A 19,282-nucleotide genomic window follows, 5' to 3' on the forward strand; every position below is an offset into this window, starting at 1 on the left:
GCTTCCAACAGATAAGGCAGGATTTGCCAGGAGGGGACTATCGTGAAAGTCCCGCCAAAACTGTCGCTTAGAGACGATTGTATCCCACTGCCGATGACCGATTCGGGCCGGGCGTCGTCCAACAAATGCGGGTGTACGTGGAGTGACACAAGGTTGCGGCCAAGCGTGCTAAACTCGCCATCATTCTCAGGTAAGAGCGCATGAACCTATCCCCCATCTGGCACGATGCCCCGCGCGGATCACTGTTCAATGTACGATTCGTTGTTTGTGCGTGTGTGCTGGCATTCGTTTCTACAGCCGGAGTGCGCGGGCAGGACAATCCTTTGGACAAAGTGCACGTGCCACCGCCCGCGACGACGAATCCGGGGACCGGTGCGCCGGCGGGTGTGGATGCGCCAGCAGCTACGGGGGCAGGCAGGGCGAAGCCCGGATCGCTTATCCGCATGAACGTGGACATGGTGCTGGTGCCGATTACGGTGACAGATCCCATGAATCGGCTTGTCACGGGGCTTGAGCAGGAAGACTTTCAGCTTTTCGAAAACAATGGCGAACAGAAGATCCGCACCTTTGCGGCGGAAGATGCTCCAGTATCGATCGGCATCATTTTTGACCTGTCTGGTTCGATGACGTCGAAACTTATCCGCGCACGTGAGGCGATTCTTCAGTTCATCAAGACAGCGAATCCAGAGGACGAATTTTTCGTAATCGGGTTTAACGACAGGCCGGAATTGATTGAAGATTTCACGAATTCTGTGGAGGACATCCAGGCACGACTAGCGACGGTGCGCAGTGGACATAGGACCGCTCTGCTGGACGCGATCTATTACGGCGTGGCCAAGATGAAAGAGGCCAAGCACGAGCGTAAGGCTCTGCTGGTTGTATCGGACGGTGGCGATAACCGGTCAAGATACACTGAGGGCGAGGTTCGCTCCCAGGTCCGCGAGTCGGACGTCGAGATATATTCGATCGGGATATTCGATCCTTATGCGGCTACTCCTGAGGAGCGAACTGGGCCGATTTTGCTGAACGAACTTTGCGAAGAGACCGGTGGGCGTTTGTTCCGGGTTGATGATGTCTCTGAAATGAGCGATATTGCAGAGAAGATTTCCACTGAATTACGTAATCAATATGTGATCGGCTACACGCCCAAGAACATGTCTCGCGACGGTAAGTGGCGTAAAGTGAAGGTGAGGCTGAACCCACCCTCTGGTCTGCCTCCACTCACGGTCCATGCTCGAACCGGATACTATGCGCCTTTGCAATAAAGCAGCTTCTGTAATATTTCTAACTTTTTCGACTCTCACGCTGGCCGCGCAACAGACGCCGAAGCCGACTGCGCCTGCGCCACAGTCCGCCCCCTTAACTGTGGATACCGATCCGGTGCGTTCGCCGGATGCCGAACTGCCGCCGAGTTTGAACGGAGAGCCTCTGAAGAAAGAGGGTGCCGAGGGTTATGTACTACACACCAACGTCGAAGAGGTTGTTCTAAACGCCACGGTGCTGGAAGGCACCCAACTGGTTCAAACACTCAAGAGAGAGAATTTTCAAGTTTTTGAAGACGGTGTGAAGCAGAACATCATCAGTTTCCAGCACACCGATTTGCCCGTTTCGATTGGTTTTGTGGTCGACAATTCCGGGTCGATGTCGAAGAAGCGTCCAGCGGTGAACAAGTCCGCACTGGATTTAGTCCAGGCTTCCAATCCGGAAGACGAAGCTTTCGTGGTGAATTTCTCCGACGAGGCCTATATTGATCAGGAATTTACGTCGAATGTAGATAAGCTTCGTGATGGATTGAGCCACATCGAGTCGCGCGGCGGAACAGCACTCTATGACGCGGTGGTGGCATCGGCCGACAAACTGGTAGCAGACGCCAAGCGTCCCAAGCAGGTTCTGGTGCTAATTACGGATGGCGAGGACAATGCTTCGACGCTTAACCTTGATCAGACGATTCGCCGGGTCCAGGAACTTTCAGGACCTGTGATTTATTCCATCGGCCTGCTTTTTGGTGATGAGATGAGCCATGCCGAGGTTCGCCACGCGCGGCGCGCACTGGAACTTCTCTCGAACGAGACGGGCGGTATTGCGTTCTTTCCGAAGTCGATTGAGCAGGTGGATGAAATTGCCGCGGAGGTAGCGCGCGACATCCGCAGCCAGTACACGATCGGCTATCACTCCTCGACACCGTCGACGCAATCAGGGTTCCGCCGCATACAAGTGACTGCAGATGCTCCGGGAATGAGCAAGCTGTCCGTTCGCACGCGCACGGGATACTTCCCGGCGTCGCGGGTGTTGAAGAAGCCAGTCCCGCAAAAGAAATAGCCTGGGCCGGTAGGCTAAACTGAATTGCCATGGCAGTCGAAAGCCCCTCCACCTCGCCCCTTCGTGTTGTAGCCGATATCACCCAACTAGTAGGGCATACTCCGATGCTTCAACTCGGCAGAATTGTGCCTGCTTCTTCGGCGGCTGTGTTTGCCAAGCTTGAATTTCTGAATCCTGGCGGCAGCATCAAGGATCGTGCCGCGCTGGGCATGATTCTGGCCGCGGAGGCGAAGGGGTTGCTGCGCCAAGGGTCGACGATCGTTGAAGCCACAGCTGGGAATACCGGGGTAGGACTGGCCCTGATCGGCGTGAATCGTGGCTATAAAGTGAAGTTGTTCGTGCCGGAAGGGTTTGCCGAGGAGAAGTGCATACTGATGCGTGGGTTTGGTGCCGAGGTGGTGCGAACTCCAGAGGCCGACGGAATGGCGGGCGCAATTCGCGAAGCCAATAAAGCGGCAGAGGCGATTCCTGGGGCATTCATGGCCGGACAGTTTACGAACCAATCCAATCCGCAGTTTCATCACGATACTACCGGCGCTGAAATCTGGGAGCAGATGGCAGGGCGGGTAGATGGGTTTGTGGCCGGCGTGGGCACCGGCGGCACATTTTCAGGCGTTGCACGATTCCTCAAGGAAAACAACCCCTCTGTGATCACAGTGGCCGTGGAGACGCAGGGGTCGATTCTGCAGGGCGGCGCGCCGGGGAAGCATCGCGTAGAGGGAATAGGAGTCCACTTCGTTCCCGAAACGTTTCACCGCGACATGTGTGATCGAGTCATGATGGTGAACGACGATGACGCGTTTACGATGGTGAAGCGCCTGGCAGCTGAAGAAGGGTTGGTGGGCGGGTCGAGCGCGGGAGCGGCGGTGTTTGCTGCTGCTGCGTTGGCACGCGAACTAGGCGCAGGTAAGCGCGTGGCCACGATTATCCCCGATTCGGCGGAGCGATATTTGTCGAAGAAGATCTTCGAAGGCGGCGTTTAGTTAGCTCCGCGATAGGGGAGATTCTTAGCGACTTCGCCGCCGCCGACCTGGCTGTGACGAATTTCCTATTGAGACACAAAATTCCCCCGTGCGCCGTCTGACGCGCCTCGGGTTTAGGTTTCGGCAACGAAATACTTCAGGCTTTCATGGTGGAGCACCCGTCATGTCCACAGGTGCACATGATTTCAGTCTTGTCTGCGATTCCTTCACAGTGAGCGCTGCAATACTTTTGCTTTTCGGGAGGAATGCAGTTGCAGGCAGGATTTGCACATTTTTTGGGGCTAGACATGCTGTAACTCCTCAGTACCCACACAGCCGGATACCGCGAGTTTGGATGCATGGTTACTAAAAAGGGATGGCAGCGAAATCAACGTTTTACCAACCAAATCTATGCCAGGGGCATCTTACTTTTCACTTAGGAATATAGGATCATTTACCGCTCAAAGTGCCGTTTTAGTGGGAGTAGTGGGTTTCAGCAAGTTACTAACACTGTGCTGGCGATGAGCAGTTCGATTTAGTTTCTCTTCACAACAGATAGTGAAGAGAGAAATCTTTCCCTTGACTCGTTGTTTCGATTTCGTATTGCGACTCACGATAAGAAGCAAAGTAAGCGATGGATGTTGTTTGCTTTGCTCACCTGACCTGCATTGGCCGACGTTGAGTTTGCGATGCTTTCGTTGATTGACTCTGAAGTTGCCTGGGAGTGCCTGTGAAAATTGATCGTCGTTGTCTCGTTCCTCTCGTTGCGATCCTGCTGATGGGATGCGCCCTCCAATCGCAATCACAAAATATCTCGGTTTCGCCTGCGACCATCAAGTTCCCCAACCAGGGACTGAATACGACGAGCGCAGCTGTGCCGGTGACTTTGCTGAACAATCAGGCCGGAACGCTGACGATTTCGAGCATCCAGATTGGTGCGCCGTATGCAGAGACCGATAACTGCGGAACTAGCCTCGCGCCAAATGCGCAATGCACGCTGAACGTGACATTCACGCCGACAGCGAAACAATACTATTCGTCGTCGCTGGTGATTACAGATTCTGCAGGCAATTCGCCACAGTCGGTCGCGCTAACGGGGAATGGTGTTATTCCGGTGACCTTCTCGCCGGCCTCGGTGAACTTTGGGAATCAGGCCGCGGGCACGACGAGCAACACTACGAACGTTACCATGTACAACAATTTGCCTGCCGCGCTCGCAATCTCGAGCATTCAAGCGACGGCCCCGTTTGCGCAGACGAACAATTGCGGTTCAACGCTGGCAGGCGGAGGCACGTGCACGCTGTCGCTGACATTTTCTCCCGCGGCTGTGCAGTCTTCTTCGTCCACGATCACGGTGACTGACAGCGCGTCTAATTCGCCGCAAACGGTCGCGGTATCGGGCGTCGGCATTGCTCCGGTCAATTACACGCCCAAGACGATTGCATTTCCGAACCAACCAGTGAACTCAACCAGTGCGGCTACGGTGGTCACGGTCACCAACGTGCAAAGCACTCCACTGAGCATTTCAAGCATCTCCGCTCCGGCGCCGTTTGCGACGACGAACAATTGCGGGACCTCTTTGGCCTCGGGACAGAGCTGCTCAGTCAACGTGACCTTCGCGCCCACGGCCGCGAAGTATTACACGGGGAGCCTGGCCATTACGGACAGCAGTGCGACTTCGCCGCACACGGTTGCACTGAGCGGCAACGGCTATCTTCCGGTGGTCACTTCGCCTACACAAATTTCTTTCCCCAATCAAGCTACGAACACGACCAGTTCCGGCTATACGGTGACGCTCACCAACAAGCAGCCCGTTACGCTGAACATTGCGAATATTGCCGCGCCTTCTCCGTTTGCACAAACGAATAATTGCGGCACCACTCTTGCGTCGGGCGCGAGTTGCACGGTTACTGTGAAGTTTGCGCCGACTGCTTCACAGCACTATTCTTCGGCTTTAACGATCACGGATGACGCGGCAACGTCCCCGCAGAGTGTGCCTCTGTATGGAACGGGTTATGCGTTGGTTTACTTCACTCCGAGTGTTATCTCGTTCCCCAGCCAGGCAATTGGAACGTCGAGCGCGCCCTCGAGCGTGAATCTGACGAATAATCAAACCGTGGCTATGAATATTTCCGGGATAACTGTGCCGGCGCCGTTCTCGCAAACCAATACGTGTGGAGCTTCTTTGGGAGCAGGGCAGAGCTGCACAGTAAGCGTCAGTTTCAGTCCCACGGCTGTGCAATACTACGCGGCAAATGTCACGGTGACAGATGATGCTGCTAATTCCCCGCAGGTGCTGCCGGTAAACGGAAACGGAACCGTTGGGTTGACATATACCCCCAAGGTTGGCGGCCTTTACTTCAACAATCAGATTATCAAGACGTCGAGCACGCCGCAGGCGGTGACGCTGACGAACAACCAATCCACCGCGGTTAACTTTAGTTCGATCGTTTCATCGGCGGACTACCCTTTCACAACGAACTGTGGAAATGGCGCAGGTGGAGGATCGCTGGCGGCTGGCGCAAGTTGCTCGGTCTTGGTTTCATTCGATCCGCAGGTAATCGGAAGCCGGCCAGCGAACCTGGTGATCAATGAGAGCGCAGCCGGCAGCCCCGTTACGATTCCGCTGCAGGGTTCGGGTATCAATGGTACGCAAGGTGCGCTGGTGGCCATTACACCGCTCACTCCATGCGTTCAGCCTCTCCAAACGCTACAACTCACCGCTCGTACTCAGAATCTGACAAACACTGCCGTTAACTGGTACGTGAATAACGTACCGGGGGGTAACTCCACGGTGGGCACGGTCTCCTCAACGGGACTGTACACTGCGCCAGCAACTGCGGGCACCTATTACGTCGAGATCAATAGCCAGCAGATACCATCGCTTACAAGTTCCGCGACCATTACGGTGGAACCGCTGGCAAGCCTGACCTTTGGAATCTATCCGTATGTTGCATCGATACCTGTCGGCGCAAAGCAGCCGTTCTCGGCGCAAATCTGCCTCGTGCCGGATTCGAATGTGACGTATACGGTGGATAACATCGCTGGAGGAAATGCAACGGTGGGCACGGTTTCAAGTACGGGTCTGTATACCGCGCCGCCGACGGCAGGCAAGCACACGGTGCGAGTGACGGATGCGACCCTGAACCGAACCAGCGGCGGTGTCGTTACGGTCTTCTCCAGCATTACCGCGGACTACGGATCGCGAGCGGGAACGACAGCCCCTATCCCGGCAGACCTTTTCGGCTACGGACGCGGGGAATCGATTCCCACGGTTGCCGCTCGCAACATGCTTGAAGATGGTGGCCTAACCGTGGCGCGTACATCTGGGCAGATTGCGACAGTGTATGCAACACAGACGCCGGACTGGACGAAGATCGATCCGATCATTGCAACGATCCAAGCTTCAGGGCAGCATGCGTTGCTTCAGCTTCATCAGTCGCCTTCGTGGCTGCAGCCCACTTCAGGTCCGTGTGCCGGCAATGTATTCGCGGCGCCGACAGACATAAACCAGTGGGCGCTGATCGCGCAGGCTTATGTAGCTCATATGGACGTGGCGTTCCCGGGCGTCATTACCGATTACGAGATCGGCAATGAACCTAACGCGACCGGCATGTGCACTACAGCAAACCACCTGAATACATACTTAGCCATTTATGCCGCCGCCGCCCCCTTAATGAAGCAACAAGCGGCGCAGGATGGAGTGCCGATTCGTATCGGTGGGCCGGTGATTTCGGGGTATACGCCTTACTGGATCAACGCCCTGTTGACCACCAGCACGACCGCACCTTATGTCGATTTCGTCAGCTATCACCAGTATTTCTATGGATCCTCACAACTTGAGGCTACATGGGATACGTACACGGACATGCCTTCGATGTATGAGGCGGAACAGGACGTAAGCAACGGTGCTCAGGCCAACTACGTCAAGGCCGTGAAGGCAGTGGCTGCAGGTCAGCAACCGAACGCTGCGAATACGCCGATCTACATCACCGAGTACAACACGAACTGGGCGTTCTACCAGGATTGTTGCCGCAACGACAACACCTACGCGCCCGTGTTCAATTCACTCTATGCGACAGATGTGCTGAACTCGGTTTACAACGGCGTCACGAAAGTGCCGAACAAGATCTTCTACTTCGCCGGCTCCGCCTATCCGTGGTTCTGCCTGATCGGTGTTGTCGACAACGGCAACGATTGCCTGTACTCGGCTGGAGCCACACCCGCTCCGTATCCGCAGTACTTCCCTTACCAGTTGGTTGCGTCAACCCAATACCTGGGGCTGTCGCAAGGCGGGTACATGGCGAAGAGCATTTCAGCGCCGACGGGCGGTGGAGGCTTGGCGACAACGGCGTTCTACACGGCGAATCACGATGCGGTTGTGGTCACCAATCCCACTTCGACACCGTATAGCCAGATCACGGTGACGCTTGCGAATCCGGGGCTGACGGGCACGCAGGGAACTCTTTACCAGATTGTGAATGGTGCGCAGATCAGCACCACTCCGATTTCGTTCTCGCAATCGGGAACAAGTTTGACCACGACGATCAGCGTGCCTGCTTACTCGGTGCAGGCGATCTCACTGCCTTAAGTTCTCCTTCCGAAAAGGCGCCGGATTTCCCCAACCAGGGAGATCCGGCGCCTCTCTTTTTTGTGGCGGGCGGCAGCCACGATAAGCTAGAGCTAAGCCGCGCTTCGGCGCGGGAAGCTGCACAGTGCGCAGAAAGCTGCGCGTTGGGCGTGGCTGAATGTCAGGAGCTCGAAGCTAAAATGTCACAATCAAAATTCGCAACGCTCGCCGTGCATGCGGGGCAACAGCCCGATCCGCTCACAGGCGCCGTGAATGTTCCCGTTTACCTTTCTTCCACCTTTGAGCTGACTGGGATCGGCACCGATAGGGGCTACGACTATTCGCGTGCCGGCAATCCTACCCGTGCCCATCTTGAAGAGGCGCTTGCGGCCATTGAAGGCGGCACGTGCGGCCATGCATTTGCGAGTGGCATGGCGGCCATCTACGCGTTGGTGGCCACACTGCGCACGGGCGATCATTTGATCTGTTCGCACAACGTTTATGGCGGGACGACGAGGCTATTCAACCTGATCATTCAGCACTACGGGATCGAGATTGAGTACGTCGATACAGCGAATCTTGACGCGGTAAAGGCGGCGATCAAGAGGAATACGAAGCTGATACACATCGAGACGCCGACGAATCCGCTGATGGTGCTGACAGATATTGCGGCAGTATCGGAGGTTGCGCATGCGCATGGCGTAGAGGTGAGCGTCGATAACACGTTCATGTCGCCCGCGCTGCAAAGTCCGATAGCGCTGGGCGCGGACATTGTGATGCATTCGACGACGAAGTTTTTGAACGGCCACTCCGATGGCCTGGGCGGCGCCCTGATCGGTACGAAGCCGGAACATAAGGAACGATTCCTGCTGGTGCAGAAGGCGGCCGGCGGAATCATGTCGCCGTTCGAAGCATTTCTAGTGATGCGCGGCATCAAGACGCTACCTCTGCGGATGAAGCAGCACGAAGAGAATGGACGAGCAGTGGCGGAGTTTTTGTCGACGCAGAGCAAGGTGACGCGGCTCGCCTATCCAGGATTGAAGAGCCACCCGCAACATGAGCTGGCGAAGAGGCAGCAGCGCGGGTTTGGATCGATGCTGAGCTTCGACCTTGGATCGCGCGAGAAGGCGGGGAAGTTCCTGGGAGCCGTGAAGCTGTTCCTGAATGCAGAATCGCTGGGCGGAGTGGAGTCACTGGCCTCACACTCGGCGACTACGACGCATTTCGCTCTTACCGATGCGGAGCGGGAGAAGGTTGGCATCACGCAGGGGTTGGTTCGGTTGTCAGTTGGGATCGAGGACAAGGACGATTTGATTGCCGATCTGGAGCAGGCGCTGGCGGCGGTGTAAGGTTTTCTGACTGGATCGTTCGGATTCGTGCTTTCCCACTCATGCGCAAAAAGCGCGCATGAACGGGGCACCCGGCACCCGGCGGCTGGACTGACATTGTGCAACCATTTGGTTGCAGCATATACCCTATTACCCCGTCTCTGTAGAGAAGTATCCTGTTTCCATCGGCTTGCGGCGCAGGGTGGCCGCCAAATTACTCCAGCCACGGAGGTTAGCCGTAGATTCCTCTAGATAAGAGGCTTACGGCTGATTGTCGACTTGCTGCGTTTGAGAATATTGCGGAACGAACTGCCGTCCATTCGCTGGTTTAAGCGTAGCGAATTAGGCAGAAATTACCTGCAAATCCGGAGCAGGAATTTTGGCAATAACCGACTAGGCTAACCAATCTTTAAAAAGTGGTGGCGGCCTCGGCAGGTAAGGCCGCCACTTGTTCATTCAGCCAATCCCGGCGGAGGCGTGTAGTCGTCAGGGAAGGGGAGCATGAGATTATCTCCCCACTGAGGAAACTCGTGATCAAGTCTGTCCATAAATACTTTCCAGTTCGGCGAATATTTCATCAGCATGAGAATAGCCGCGAAATGCTTATCAAGTTTGGCTAGTCCAACATCTTCAGTGAGACGCTGAAACAGCTTGTGCTTTAGCCGTCCAGTTGCGTCGCGCGGTGTGAGACGATCAAGTTCCTTCCAGACACCCGGAGCTAATCGCTTGTAGATGACATTGTTAGTCCAGTGCCCTACAACACCGGGGCGCGCGGAACTCTCGTCATAGTCCCATCCGTTCAAACGATAAATCTGTCGATAGAATTCAAGAGGAAATGTTGGAAGATACGGACGTAACTCTTTCGCGACAAATTTCTCCAAAATGCGTGCGAGGGCATCTCGCTGGCGAACATCTTGGTAACCAGTAGCCTCATCGACAAGGGCAATGATTCCGACTATTGCCCATCCATGTTGTAATTTTGCGGCGCGTTCAGCCAATCGCTTCAACCGTCCATCAAGCTTTCCCTTTTGATCTGCGTCGATAATGACTGCGCAAATGTCAGGCAGAATTGTCGCTTCATAGCCGTCGGCAGGATTGCCCCCGTGGGGTGGAATGAATCTAATCGGAGAATTTAGGCGCGCGATTAAGTCTCTGATATCTATGCCCTTTAGCTGTAAGCGAGACATAAATTCTGCGATTCTGCGCGCGCCGCGCTGGCCGCCACCTTCTGACATGCCAATACTGCTCTGAAGCCCACGTTGAGCGAGTACGCGAGTGCCGTCCGAAAGGACGTAGCAGGGTATCTTGATGTCTGCGATTCGGAGAGGGCGGTCTAATGCACCGTAGTGGGCAAGAAGGGGCACACCTTTGCCTTCGCTCTCCCACCTCTTGCTCACGGCATTCCTTGCAATCTCGCTCCGCTGCTCGGGCGTCAACGCATTCTTTCTGGCGATTCCGCCCTTCGCTGCGCCAAGGTTGGACAGCATCTTAGCCGCTTCCGATGTAATCTTTAAAGCCATGACGCTACTTTAATACTTGCCCGAGAAAGAAGTCAACATTTATATTGCATTCCTGCCCGAGCAAGTATACATTGTAGCAATAGAAAACCCCGACCATCGCGCTAACGATGAACCGGGGTATGAATCCACCACAGCCGAAGCCGCGATGAACCCGCAAACTCATTATCCGGCGAAACGCTGTGGAACTCAAGGGAGAGTTCACAGTGCAAGAACCTCAGACCCTTTCAGAAGCCATCCGCTACTACTCCAACGAACAAACCTGCATTGATCTGCTAGCCTCCCTCCGCTGGCCTGATGGACAAGTGGTATGCACCGCTTGCGGCGAGATCGGAAACACTATTTGGCTTGCCAATCAAAAGCGCTGGAAGTGCCGGGGCTGCAAGAAACAGTTCTCCGTTAAGGTCGGCACGATCATGGAGGACTCGCCAATCTCACTCGACAAATGGATGGTCGCGTTTTGGATGCTAGCGAATTGCCGCAATGGTGTTTCGTCCTACGAGATCAAACGCGCAATCGGCGTGACTCAGAAATCCACTTGGCACATGCTTCACCGCATTCGACTCGCCATGACAGACCTCGCCACTGAGAAATTTGGTACTGATTTTCCGATTGAGATCGATGAGACTTTTGTCGGCGGCAAGGTTCGCAATATGCATAAATCGCGCCGCGATAAGAGACTGAACTACTCCGCTGGCAACGGCAAAGCTATTGTCATGGGGATGCTGGAAAGAGGCGGCAGGGTTCGCGCTAGAGTCATTGCGGACCGCAAGGTTCAGACCATGCGCCCCGTGCTAGAGGGCAGCATTGAGCGAGGCGCTAACGTCATCACAGACGAGCATGTGAGCTATCCATTCTTAGCCAAGGAAAACGAGTACGCACACGAAATCATCAATCACATCGAAGGATACGTTCGCGGCCACATTCACACGAATGGAATCGAAAATTTCTGGTCATGCCTCAAGCGCAGCTTGGGTGGAACGTATATCAGTGTTGAGCCGTTCCATTTGGAGCGTTACGTGGATGAGCAGGTATTTCGATTTAATCTCCGCAAACAAGAGAACACAGACGCCAGCAGGTTCAAGGCCGCATTGAAGGACATTGTAGGTCGCAGATTGACCTATGCGGAGTTGACGGGGAGGTTGAATCCAGCGGCCTAAATATCTTTACCGGAGACAGCGTGGGCCGCGCCGCCGATCTTGAGCACCCGCGCTGGAGTACAAGAAACTCAGTGCGAGCCGAAAGACAATCAGTGTGATGGTAGATTTTCAGGGTAGTCTCCGAGTTTCTTATCTAGACCGCCTAAAAAATCTAAATTTGGCTGAAATCGATCCTTGTCTAGTGGCCTACTATTGAGTGTTTGTATATCAGATTCAAGCAGATGGGGATTGAACAATCCGACACATTTATCTTCCTGCTGAGTCGCGTAATTTGGTGCGACCTGGTTTGATCCCGGCCTCAGCATTCTATCCATTGCCTTATGAACAACCGGACAAACACCTACACTCGCTTTGAACCAATCACTTTGGATCGTGTCTGACTTTTTAAGAATGCATGCCAAGTAGTTGATGCGATCATTCTCTGGTGATTGCGGTCCCATAACAGGGCCTCTACATCTTCCATTTGGTGGACACTCGCAATTTATTATTGTTTGCCTCCAATCCCCGGCCACCTTCTGGACTTGCCTTGTAACGTCTTCTAACTGTGCGCGTGCACTTGGTTCGGAAAATGATGGCTGCTCCCCAGTAGCCTGCTGTGGCGGAGTAGGCATAGGCTGCGGAGTCAGCGGTTTTGCCTCTGATGCTATTGCTTTAGTGGTGGATTTTGAAGGATATGCTGTAATCTCGTTACCCTTGCTGTCCACAAACTTAACTATCGGCGCGGGAGGTCCTTGGACTATAGGGGGACTGATCGACGTTGCGTCGCGCCAATCTATTAAGAAAAACGTCATCGCAATGACAAGCATCCAAAAGCGGACCTTGCCGCTATACAGAAACCTAAAAAAATCGGGGTGCTTGTTTTCCATCTTCACAAGCCCCTCGTGCTTCTCTTTGATTTTTTTGGCATACTCCATTGCTTGCCCAACGATGATCCACACCGCCACGATTCCAAACACAGTCCAGAGCGCCACGATCTTAGTCGGGCTGCCCACGTTATGCAGAACCCCAAAGACAGCATTAAATAACTCGATAAAAGATTTGAATTTCTCCCGCATGTCCGCGCCCACACCTCTCCCGTCCCCAGACACTCGCCCGCGTCGAAGGAATACTGGCTGGGATTTGATGAGAAGTATGGTTTCACTTGGCACCCCTTTGCGCCAATGGAACTTTTGGTCGCTGGTTAGCCTAGTCGGTTATTGCCGGAATTTTCGCTGATGAATCAGGAATTTACGCCATTCGACGAGAAGTCAGTGCTTGACGTCCAAGTTGCAAGAGCCAGGAAAAGAAAGCGGACCTCAGGATGACACGGCATCGAGTGGGGCGAGATAACTAGTGACCCATGGGGGCGGCGGGGAGTTTTTTGGGGCGTTGCATCAGGAACGGGAGCGGGATGAGGACGGTGGTGACCGCGACCATGACCCAGATGACATCGACGTAGGCGAGAAGGCGGGCCTGTATCTGGGCCATGCCGTAGATCTGCGCGCCGGCGTGATGAATCGCATCAGGCAATGCTGATCCGCGCTGCATCCATGCGCCGGTGAGGCCACCCCGCATCTGGTCATATGCTGGGTTGCCGGACGCGGCCTTTGGTACGAGCATGGCAAGGTGCTTCTGGCTCAAACGTGCCAACAGGGTGGTGATGAAGCTGATGCCCACGCTTCCGCCTAGATTGCGCATGAGCGCTGTTAGTCCGCTGACCTCGTTGTATTTTTCCTGCGGGATTCCTGAGTAGCAGAGCGTGTTGATGGGGATAAACAGAAAGGGCAGGCCGAGGGCGATGAAGACGCGCCAGCTGACTGCCTGGCCGAAGCTGACATTGGGGTTGATCGACGTCATACGCCACAGACCAAAGGTGGTGATGACGAAGCCGATGGCGACGAGCTTGCGCGCGTCGAATTTGGGCGCGAGTGCGCCCGCGACGGGGAAGAGGAACATCAGCACAAGTCCGCCGGAGGAGACCGCCATGCCGGCCTGTCGGGCGGAATAACCCATGATTTCCTGCAGGAATTGCGGGATCAGAACGGTCGACGAATACAGGGCGACGCCCACCATGAACATGACGAGCTGGGTCATGCCGACGTTGCGGCGCGCAAAGAGGCGCAGGTCGAGGACGGGGTGTTCGATGGAGAGTTCGCGCCAGAAGAAGAGCGTAAGTCCGATAATCGATGTGATCAGAAGCGTAACGATGAAGCGAGAGCTGAGCCAGTCGTCTTCCTGACCCTTATCGAGCATGATCTGGATGGAGCCGATGGCAATGATGAGGAGGCCGAGCCCCCAGTAGTCGATACCCTCGCGACGCTTGCGGACTTCGGCGAGATACGGCGGGTCTTCGACGAGGCGGTTGGAAAGATAAAGCGAGATGATGCCGACGGGGATGTTGAGGAAGAAGATCCAACGCCAGGTGTAGTTGTCGACGATCCATCCTCCGACAGTCGGGCCGAGGACGGGGGCGGTGACGACGGCGACTCCGTATACGGCGAAGGCCATGCTGCGTTTCTGGGGCGGGAAGGTGTCGGCGAGGATCGATTGCTCGCTAGGCTGGAGGCCGCCTCCAGCAGCGCCCTGGAGCACACGGAAGAAGACCAGCATGCCGAGAGTAGGGGCGATGCCGCAAAGCAGGGACGCGACGGTGAAGAGGAAGACGCAGCTCATGTAGAAGCGCTTGCGACCGATGCGGTTGGCGATCCAGCCGCTGATGGGCAGCACCATGGCGTTGGCTACGAGATAGCTAGTAAGGACCCAGGTGGCCTCCTCCGGGCTGGCGCCGAGCGAGCCGCCGATGTGGGGCATAGCGACGTTGGCGATGGAGGTGTCGAGCGCCTCCATGAAAGTGGCGAGCGTGACGGTAATGGCGATGGCCCAGGGATTGGCCCGGGGTCGCCACGTGTCGTGGAATGTGGTTGTCGCCGCGGCGGCCACGCCAGATCCTTTCAGATTTGAAGGTGCTTCGTTTAGCCGCCGAGGCAGCAGATGATACGAGGGAGTGCTGACACCAGATTAACGGAATTTGGACGCCTTGAGGGCTGGCGGAGGTATGTAATCCTGAGAGGAGATGCAAGGCACTCAATCAGTTGCGGAGATGCGGGCTGAGGCGGACTTTCTGGTGCTGGGAGTGGATACCTGTGGGCCATCGGGGACGGTAGCGCTGGCGCGGCTCAAGAGTGGGGCAGCGAGGATCCTGAGACAGACCGAACTCGCAGGGCGGAGCTTTTCAGCAACGCTGGTGGCGGCCATTGGTGACCTGCTGACGGGGTTCGGGATAAAGCTGGGTGAGATCGGCGCAATTGTCGTGACGAGTGGGCCGGGGAGCTTTACAGGGGTTCGCGTGGGTTTGAGCGCGGTGAAAGGGCTGGCGGAGCCGGGGCAGATTCCGGTGGTTGCGGTGTCTCGGCTGGGGGTGTTGTCGGCGAAGGCTGGAGTCGGGTCGGCGGCATTGGACGCTCATCGGCACGAGGTTTTTCTGCGGCTCGTCGGAGAGGACGGTTGTACGCGAGAGTTGCTGGCGGGAGCGGAGGAGTTGTCGGACGTGCATGCGCAGCCGGCGCAGATTGCGGTTTGCGATGATCAGGCTGCGGAACTCCTGAAAGCGTCGTGGCAAGGAGTCGAACTGGTTCGAAGCGATGCGCCGACCGCGGCGGATGCGATTCAACTATGCGTGGCGCGGATTCTGCGACGGGAGTTTGACGATCTGGCACTCCTGGATGGGCACTATCTGCGGCGATCGGATGCGGAGATCTTCGGCGATCCGACGGCACCGAAGGCGCAGCGAGCATGAGCGGCAAATCGTCGATCTTGATTCGCACGATGAGCGCGTCGGACATTGACCGGGTGGTGGAGATCGCCTCTGGGTTGGATCATGCGCCGCAGTGGCCACGGCGCGTCTACGAGGCTGCACTGAGTGAATCTTCTCCGAGGCGCATTATTCTGGTCGCCGAAGACGCAGGAACCGGAGCGGCGGTGGGCTTTGCGGTGGCTGTGATGGTTCCATCGGAAGCTGAATTGGAGTCGATTGGCGTCATGGCGGGATATCAGCGCCAGGGTGTCGGGCGACGGCTTTTCGAGGCAGTAAGTGCTGAACTTTCTCGTGTTCAAATACGCGGATTGGTGCTTGAAGTGCGCGACTCAAATAAGGCTGCGCGAGGCTTCTACGGGTCCTTTGGGTTTATCGAAGTGGGACGACGGCCGGGCTACTATGCTGACCCCGTTGAGGATGCCATTCTGATGCGTTTGGATGTCGAGGGCAGGCCGGATGCTGAGAAACGAGCGCATCGTAAGGTCGAAATGTGATTTGTGTCACGTGTGCTGATTGTGGATCAAGAAATCCACAGCTCCGGGCATTTTCTTGTGTCTTCCCGCTTGCCGATTGCGCGCCGGAGGACTATATGTATTTGGTTAAGAAGGGTCGGAGGTGCTTGATGGATGAGATAAATGACTCCACGCTGAGCGAAGAAATTGGCCGTCTTCATGCCGAACATCGTCGCTACGCTCAGCGGTTGGAAGAATTGCTTCAGAAACCTTATCTCTCTACGGATGAGGAACTCGAAGAAGTTCGCTTGAAGAAGCTGAAACTACATGCCAAGGACCTGATTTACGCTCTCGAGCATCGGGCCCCGGCAATCGCGTAGAGTTTCAGACCTTCGGGTCGTATGACGATGAAAGGAACGGCTGAGCCGTCCGGTTTCAGCCGCGCGCAGGATGAGATTCTGCTGCCGCGCTCTCCGTGTCCAATTCAACCGTATAATCGTTAGGGACAATGGTTCGTGACGGTTACATCTACGGTATGAGTCTGGTGGCAGTGGCAGCAGTGTTGGCATGGGCCACTGGCACGTGGGTATGGAGTATCGTGCCCGTTCTTCTGGGCGCATTTTTCGTGTGGTTCTTCCGCGATCCTCAACGTGAAATACCTAATGGACAAGGATTGCTGGTTTCGCCTGCCGACGGGTTGGTGACCGAAACCGTTCGCATTGAAACGCCCAGCGGTCCGCGGCAGCGCATCAGCATTTTCCTGAATGTCTTCGATGTGCACGTGAACCGCTCTCCAATTGCGGGGGAGATCACGGCAGTTCGCTATCAGAGGGGGAAATTTCTGAATGCGATGAACCAAAAGTGTGCCGATCTCAACGAACAAAATATCGTGACGGTACACGGCGAGGGCATGGAGATCGTTTTCAAGCAGATCGCGGGGTTGATTGCCCGGCGGATCATCTTCAACCATCGCGTGGGTGACCGCGTGGAGCGGGGCCAGCGCGTCGGGCTGATCAAATTCGGTTCGCGCACGGACGTCATACTGCCTGCCGAGGCAGAGATTCGCGTCAAGACCGGACAGCGGGTGAAGGGCGGATCGTCCATCATTGCTGAGATGCCGGAGTCTGAGCTTGCTGTGGGTGTGACTGCACAGCGGAAGACTGCGAGTGCGAGCGCAGAACCTGAGATCGTCGAAGGAGACGAAGCTTGAACTTCTCTGAAGCAGAGCTCGCCAAGGCCAAGAAAAAGGCGCGTCTGCGGCGGGGCATGTTTATTCTGCCGTCACTTTTCACCGCGATGAATATCGGCGCGGGCTATTTTGCGATTACGCAGACCATTGAAGCAGCCAGCAGCGCGGCACAGACGAACGGCGCACAGATGCACCTGGATTGGGCGGCAATCGCGATCCTGCTGGCTATTCCGTTCGATTCGCTTGATGGGCGGATCGCGCGCATGACGAATACAGCAAGCGATTTTGGCCGGGAACTGGATTCGCTGGCGGACGTGATTACATTTGGCGTCGCGCCGAGTTTGCTGGCGTTTGTGTGGGGCTTTCATTTCCTGCCCGACACCATTAATCCGCAGCTCCGTCAGCATCTCGTCCAGGCCGGAGCGTTTATTTGCTTTCTGTTTTTGATGGGCGGAGCCTCGCGACTGGCTAGATTCAACATCAGCCATGATCCGAAGCCGAGAAATCCAGGAAGGCCTGATCGCAAATATTTTGTGGGCATGCCGATTCCCGGAGCTGCGGGTCTGCTGGCGGCTACGGTGCATTTCTTTTATGGGATACCGGTGCAGGCATGGTGGGTGGCGATACCCTGGCTGATCCTGGTGGGCCTTGCGGGATTCTTAATGGTGAGCACGTGGCGATTCTGGTCGGGCAAGGAGATCGACCTTGGTCGCAGTCATCCATTCCAGCTACTGTTCATCATTGCGATTGTGCTGTATGTAGTCCTCCGCTATTCCGGCGTGGTTTTGTTCGCGATTGCGCTGGTATACATGTTTTCGGGTATCTGGGCGCGGGCTGCGTATGGATGGTCGCGCCGGCGGCGGCGAGGACAACGAAACGATTCGAAAGGGCTGCCTGAGGGCCCCGATCCTGATCCGCTGCATCACTCCTGAGTACAAACGACAAGAAGGAAGCCTGTGTACAAGATTGCCATCGTTGGAGCGTCCACACTGCTGGGGAAAGAGTTGAAAGAGGCTCTTACCGAGTCGTCGCTTGCCACAGCGAGCTTCACCCTCTTTGACGAAGAAGAGGGCCTTGGCCAACTCGATCAACTTGGCGACGAGGTCACTTTTGTTCAAGCTGTGAGCGGGGAGTCGTTCGAGCACGTGGACTTCACCTTTTTCTGCGGAACAGAGACCATGACGCGCAAATACTGGCGTGAGGCACTGCGAGCCGGATCGACGGTGCTGGATCTTTCAGGTGCTCTCGACCAGGAGCCCGGGGTTCTGGTGCGTTCGCCGTGGGTGGGAGAGCAGGATGTAGCCGCCGATTTGTTTACCCCGGCGGTGGTTCCAGCGCATCCGGCAGCACTGGCGCTGGCGCTTTTGATGGAGCGCTTACAGCAGACTGCTCCGGTGAGGGAAGCTGCGGCGACCGTTATGCTGCCCGCGAGCGAGTTTGGCCGGGCCGCGATGGATGAACTTCATCAACAGACGGTAAATCTTTTGAGCTTTCAATCGATACCGCGCGAGACGTTTGACGCGCAACTGGCTTACAACCTGCTTTCTGGCTTCGGCGAAAATTCCAAAGTCCGCATGGGCGCGATGGACGCGCGGATACGGCGTCAGTACGCCTCGCTAGCTGGGAGACGCCTCTCAGTTCTGGCGATACAAACGATCAGCGCGCCCGTTTTTCATGGCCACACCTTTTCGATCTTCGCCGAACTGGAGCGGCCGGTGGACTTATCGGCGCTGGAAGACGCGTTAAGTGGTGACCATGTGGATCTAGTGCTTGAAGACACTGATTCGCCTTCGAATCTCTCGGCCACCGGACAGAACGATGTGCTGGTTCGGCTTCGACTTGAGCCGGGGACGCGCAATGCAAATGAATCGGCGCGGGTCTGGTTATGGGCGGCGTCGGACAATTTGCGGCTGTTTGCTCAAAATGCGGTGGAGTGTGCGCTGGACCTGCGAAGGCTGAGGCCGCAGGGCACGGTGCAGTAGGTTACGGCAT

15 protein-coding genes are annotated in these 19,282 nt (G+C 55.9%); 12 read left to right on the forward strand and 3 right to left on the reverse strand.

The window, feature by feature from the left end:
• Positions 1-200: 200 nt before the first annotated feature.
• The 5 genes from P8935_RS11135 to P8935_RS11155 all read left to right on the forward strand — a co-directional run bounded on the left by P8935_RS11135 (position 201) and on the right by P8935_RS11155 (position 9,200).
• The gene (locus P8935_RS11135; protein ID WP_348265070.1) at positions 201-1,265 is read left to right on the forward strand and encodes a VWA domain-containing protein; all 1,065 of its coding nucleotides are present in this window, start codon (positions 201-203) and stop codon (positions 1,263-1,265) included.
• Positions 1,249-2,319 (forward strand): VWA domain-containing protein, encoded by a 1,071-nt coding sequence (locus P8935_RS11140; RefSeq protein WP_348265071.1) that lies wholly within the window; start codon positions 1,249-1,251, stop codon positions 2,317-2,319. The genes P8935_RS11135 and P8935_RS11140 overlap by 17 nt, the downstream gene beginning before the upstream one ends.
• 29 nt (positions 2,320-2,348) lie before the next feature.
• Positions 2,349-3,302: a cysteine synthase A gene (gene cysK / locus P8935_RS11145; RefSeq protein WP_348265072.1), complete on the forward strand. Its 954-nt coding sequence runs from the start codon at positions 2,349-2,351 to the stop codon at positions 3,300-3,302.
• 709 nt (positions 3,303-4,011) lie between these two features.
• Entirely contained in the window at positions 4,012-7,872 is a 3,861-nt protein-coding gene (locus P8935_RS11150) for a choice-of-anchor D domain-containing protein (RefSeq protein WP_348265073.1), read from the forward strand.
• Positions 7,873-8,051: 179 nt separating this feature from the next.
• On the forward strand, positions 8,052-9,200 hold the full coding sequence (locus P8935_RS11155) for a PLP-dependent aspartate aminotransferase family protein (protein ID WP_348265074.1): 1,149 nt from the start codon (positions 8,052-8,054) through the stop codon (positions 9,198-9,200).
• A 431-nt stretch (positions 9,201-9,631) separates the two neighbouring features.
• On the opposite strand, the gene P8935_RS11160 is transcribed toward P8935_RS11155, so the two are convergent.
• The gene (locus tag P8935_RS11160) at positions 9,632-10,414 is read right to left on the reverse strand and encodes a P63C domain-containing protein (protein ID WP_348265075.1); all 783 of its coding nucleotides are present in this window, start codon (positions 10,412-10,414) and stop codon (positions 9,632-9,634) included.
• Between the two features lie 488 nt (positions 10,415-10,902).
• On the opposite strand from P8935_RS11160, the gene P8935_RS11165 reads away from it, so the two are divergent.
• Positions 10,903-11,856 (forward strand): IS1595 family transposase, encoded by a 954-nt coding sequence (locus P8935_RS11165; protein WP_348265076.1) that lies wholly within the window; start codon positions 10,903-10,905, stop codon positions 11,854-11,856.
• Between the two features lie 89 nt (positions 11,857-11,945).
• On the opposite strand, the gene P8935_RS11170 is transcribed toward P8935_RS11165, so the two are convergent.
• On the reverse strand, positions 11,946-12,911 hold the full coding sequence (locus P8935_RS11170; RefSeq protein ID WP_348265077.1) for a hypothetical protein: 966 nt from the start codon (positions 12,909-12,911) through the stop codon (positions 11,946-11,948).
• 274 nt (positions 12,912-13,185) lie between these two features.
• Positions 13,186-14,775 (reverse strand): DHA2 family efflux MFS transporter permease subunit, encoded by a 1,590-nt coding sequence (locus P8935_RS11175; protein WP_348265078.1) that lies wholly within the window; start codon positions 14,773-14,775, stop codon positions 13,186-13,188.
• 133 nt (positions 14,776-14,908) lie between these two features.
• On the opposite strand from P8935_RS11175, the gene tsaB reads away from it, so the two are divergent.
• The 6 genes from tsaB (at position 14,909) to P8935_RS11205 (ending at position 19,272) form a co-directional block, all read left to right on the forward strand.
• Positions 14,909-15,631, forward strand: coding sequence for a tRNA (adenosine(37)-N6)-threonylcarbamoyltransferase complex dimerization subunit type 1 TsaB (tsaB, locus tag P8935_RS11180; RefSeq protein ID WP_348265079.1), 723 nt, complete (start codon positions 14,909-14,911; stop codon positions 15,629-15,631).
• On the forward strand, positions 15,628-16,143 hold the full coding sequence (rimI, locus tag P8935_RS11185) for a ribosomal protein S18-alanine N-acetyltransferase (protein WP_348265080.1): 516 nt from the start codon (positions 15,628-15,630) through the stop codon (positions 16,141-16,143). Before tsaB ends, rimI begins: the two co-directional genes overlap by 4 nt.
• A 128-nt stretch (positions 16,144-16,271) precedes the next feature.
• Positions 16,272-16,481, forward strand: coding sequence for a YdcH family protein (locus P8935_RS11190; RefSeq protein WP_348265081.1), 210 nt, complete (start codon positions 16,272-16,274; stop codon positions 16,479-16,481).
• Between the two features lie 128 nt (positions 16,482-16,609).
• Positions 16,610-17,311 carry a phosphatidylserine decarboxylase family protein gene (locus tag P8935_RS11195; RefSeq protein ID WP_348265082.1) on the forward strand — a complete coding sequence of 234 codons (702 nt, stop codon included), beginning with the start codon at positions 16,610-16,612 and terminating at the stop codon, positions 17,309-17,311.
• Positions 17,308-18,222, forward strand: a complete 915-nt coding sequence (locus P8935_RS11200; protein WP_348265083.1) for a phosphatidylcholine/phosphatidylserine synthase — start codon at positions 17,308-17,310, stop codon at positions 18,220-18,222. The genes P8935_RS11195 and P8935_RS11200 overlap by 4 nt, the downstream gene beginning before the upstream one ends.
• A 24-nt stretch (positions 18,223-18,246) precedes the next feature.
• Positions 18,247-19,272 (forward strand): Asd/ArgC dimerization domain-containing protein, encoded by a 1,026-nt coding sequence (locus P8935_RS11205; protein ID WP_348265084.1) that lies wholly within the window; start codon positions 18,247-18,249, stop codon positions 19,270-19,272.
• Positions 19,273-19,282: the final 10 nt, after the last annotated feature.

The organism is Telmatobacter sp. DSM 110680 (assembly GCF_039994875.1).
GTDB lineage: Bacteria > Acidobacteriota > Terriglobia > Terriglobales > Acidobacteriaceae > Telmatobacter.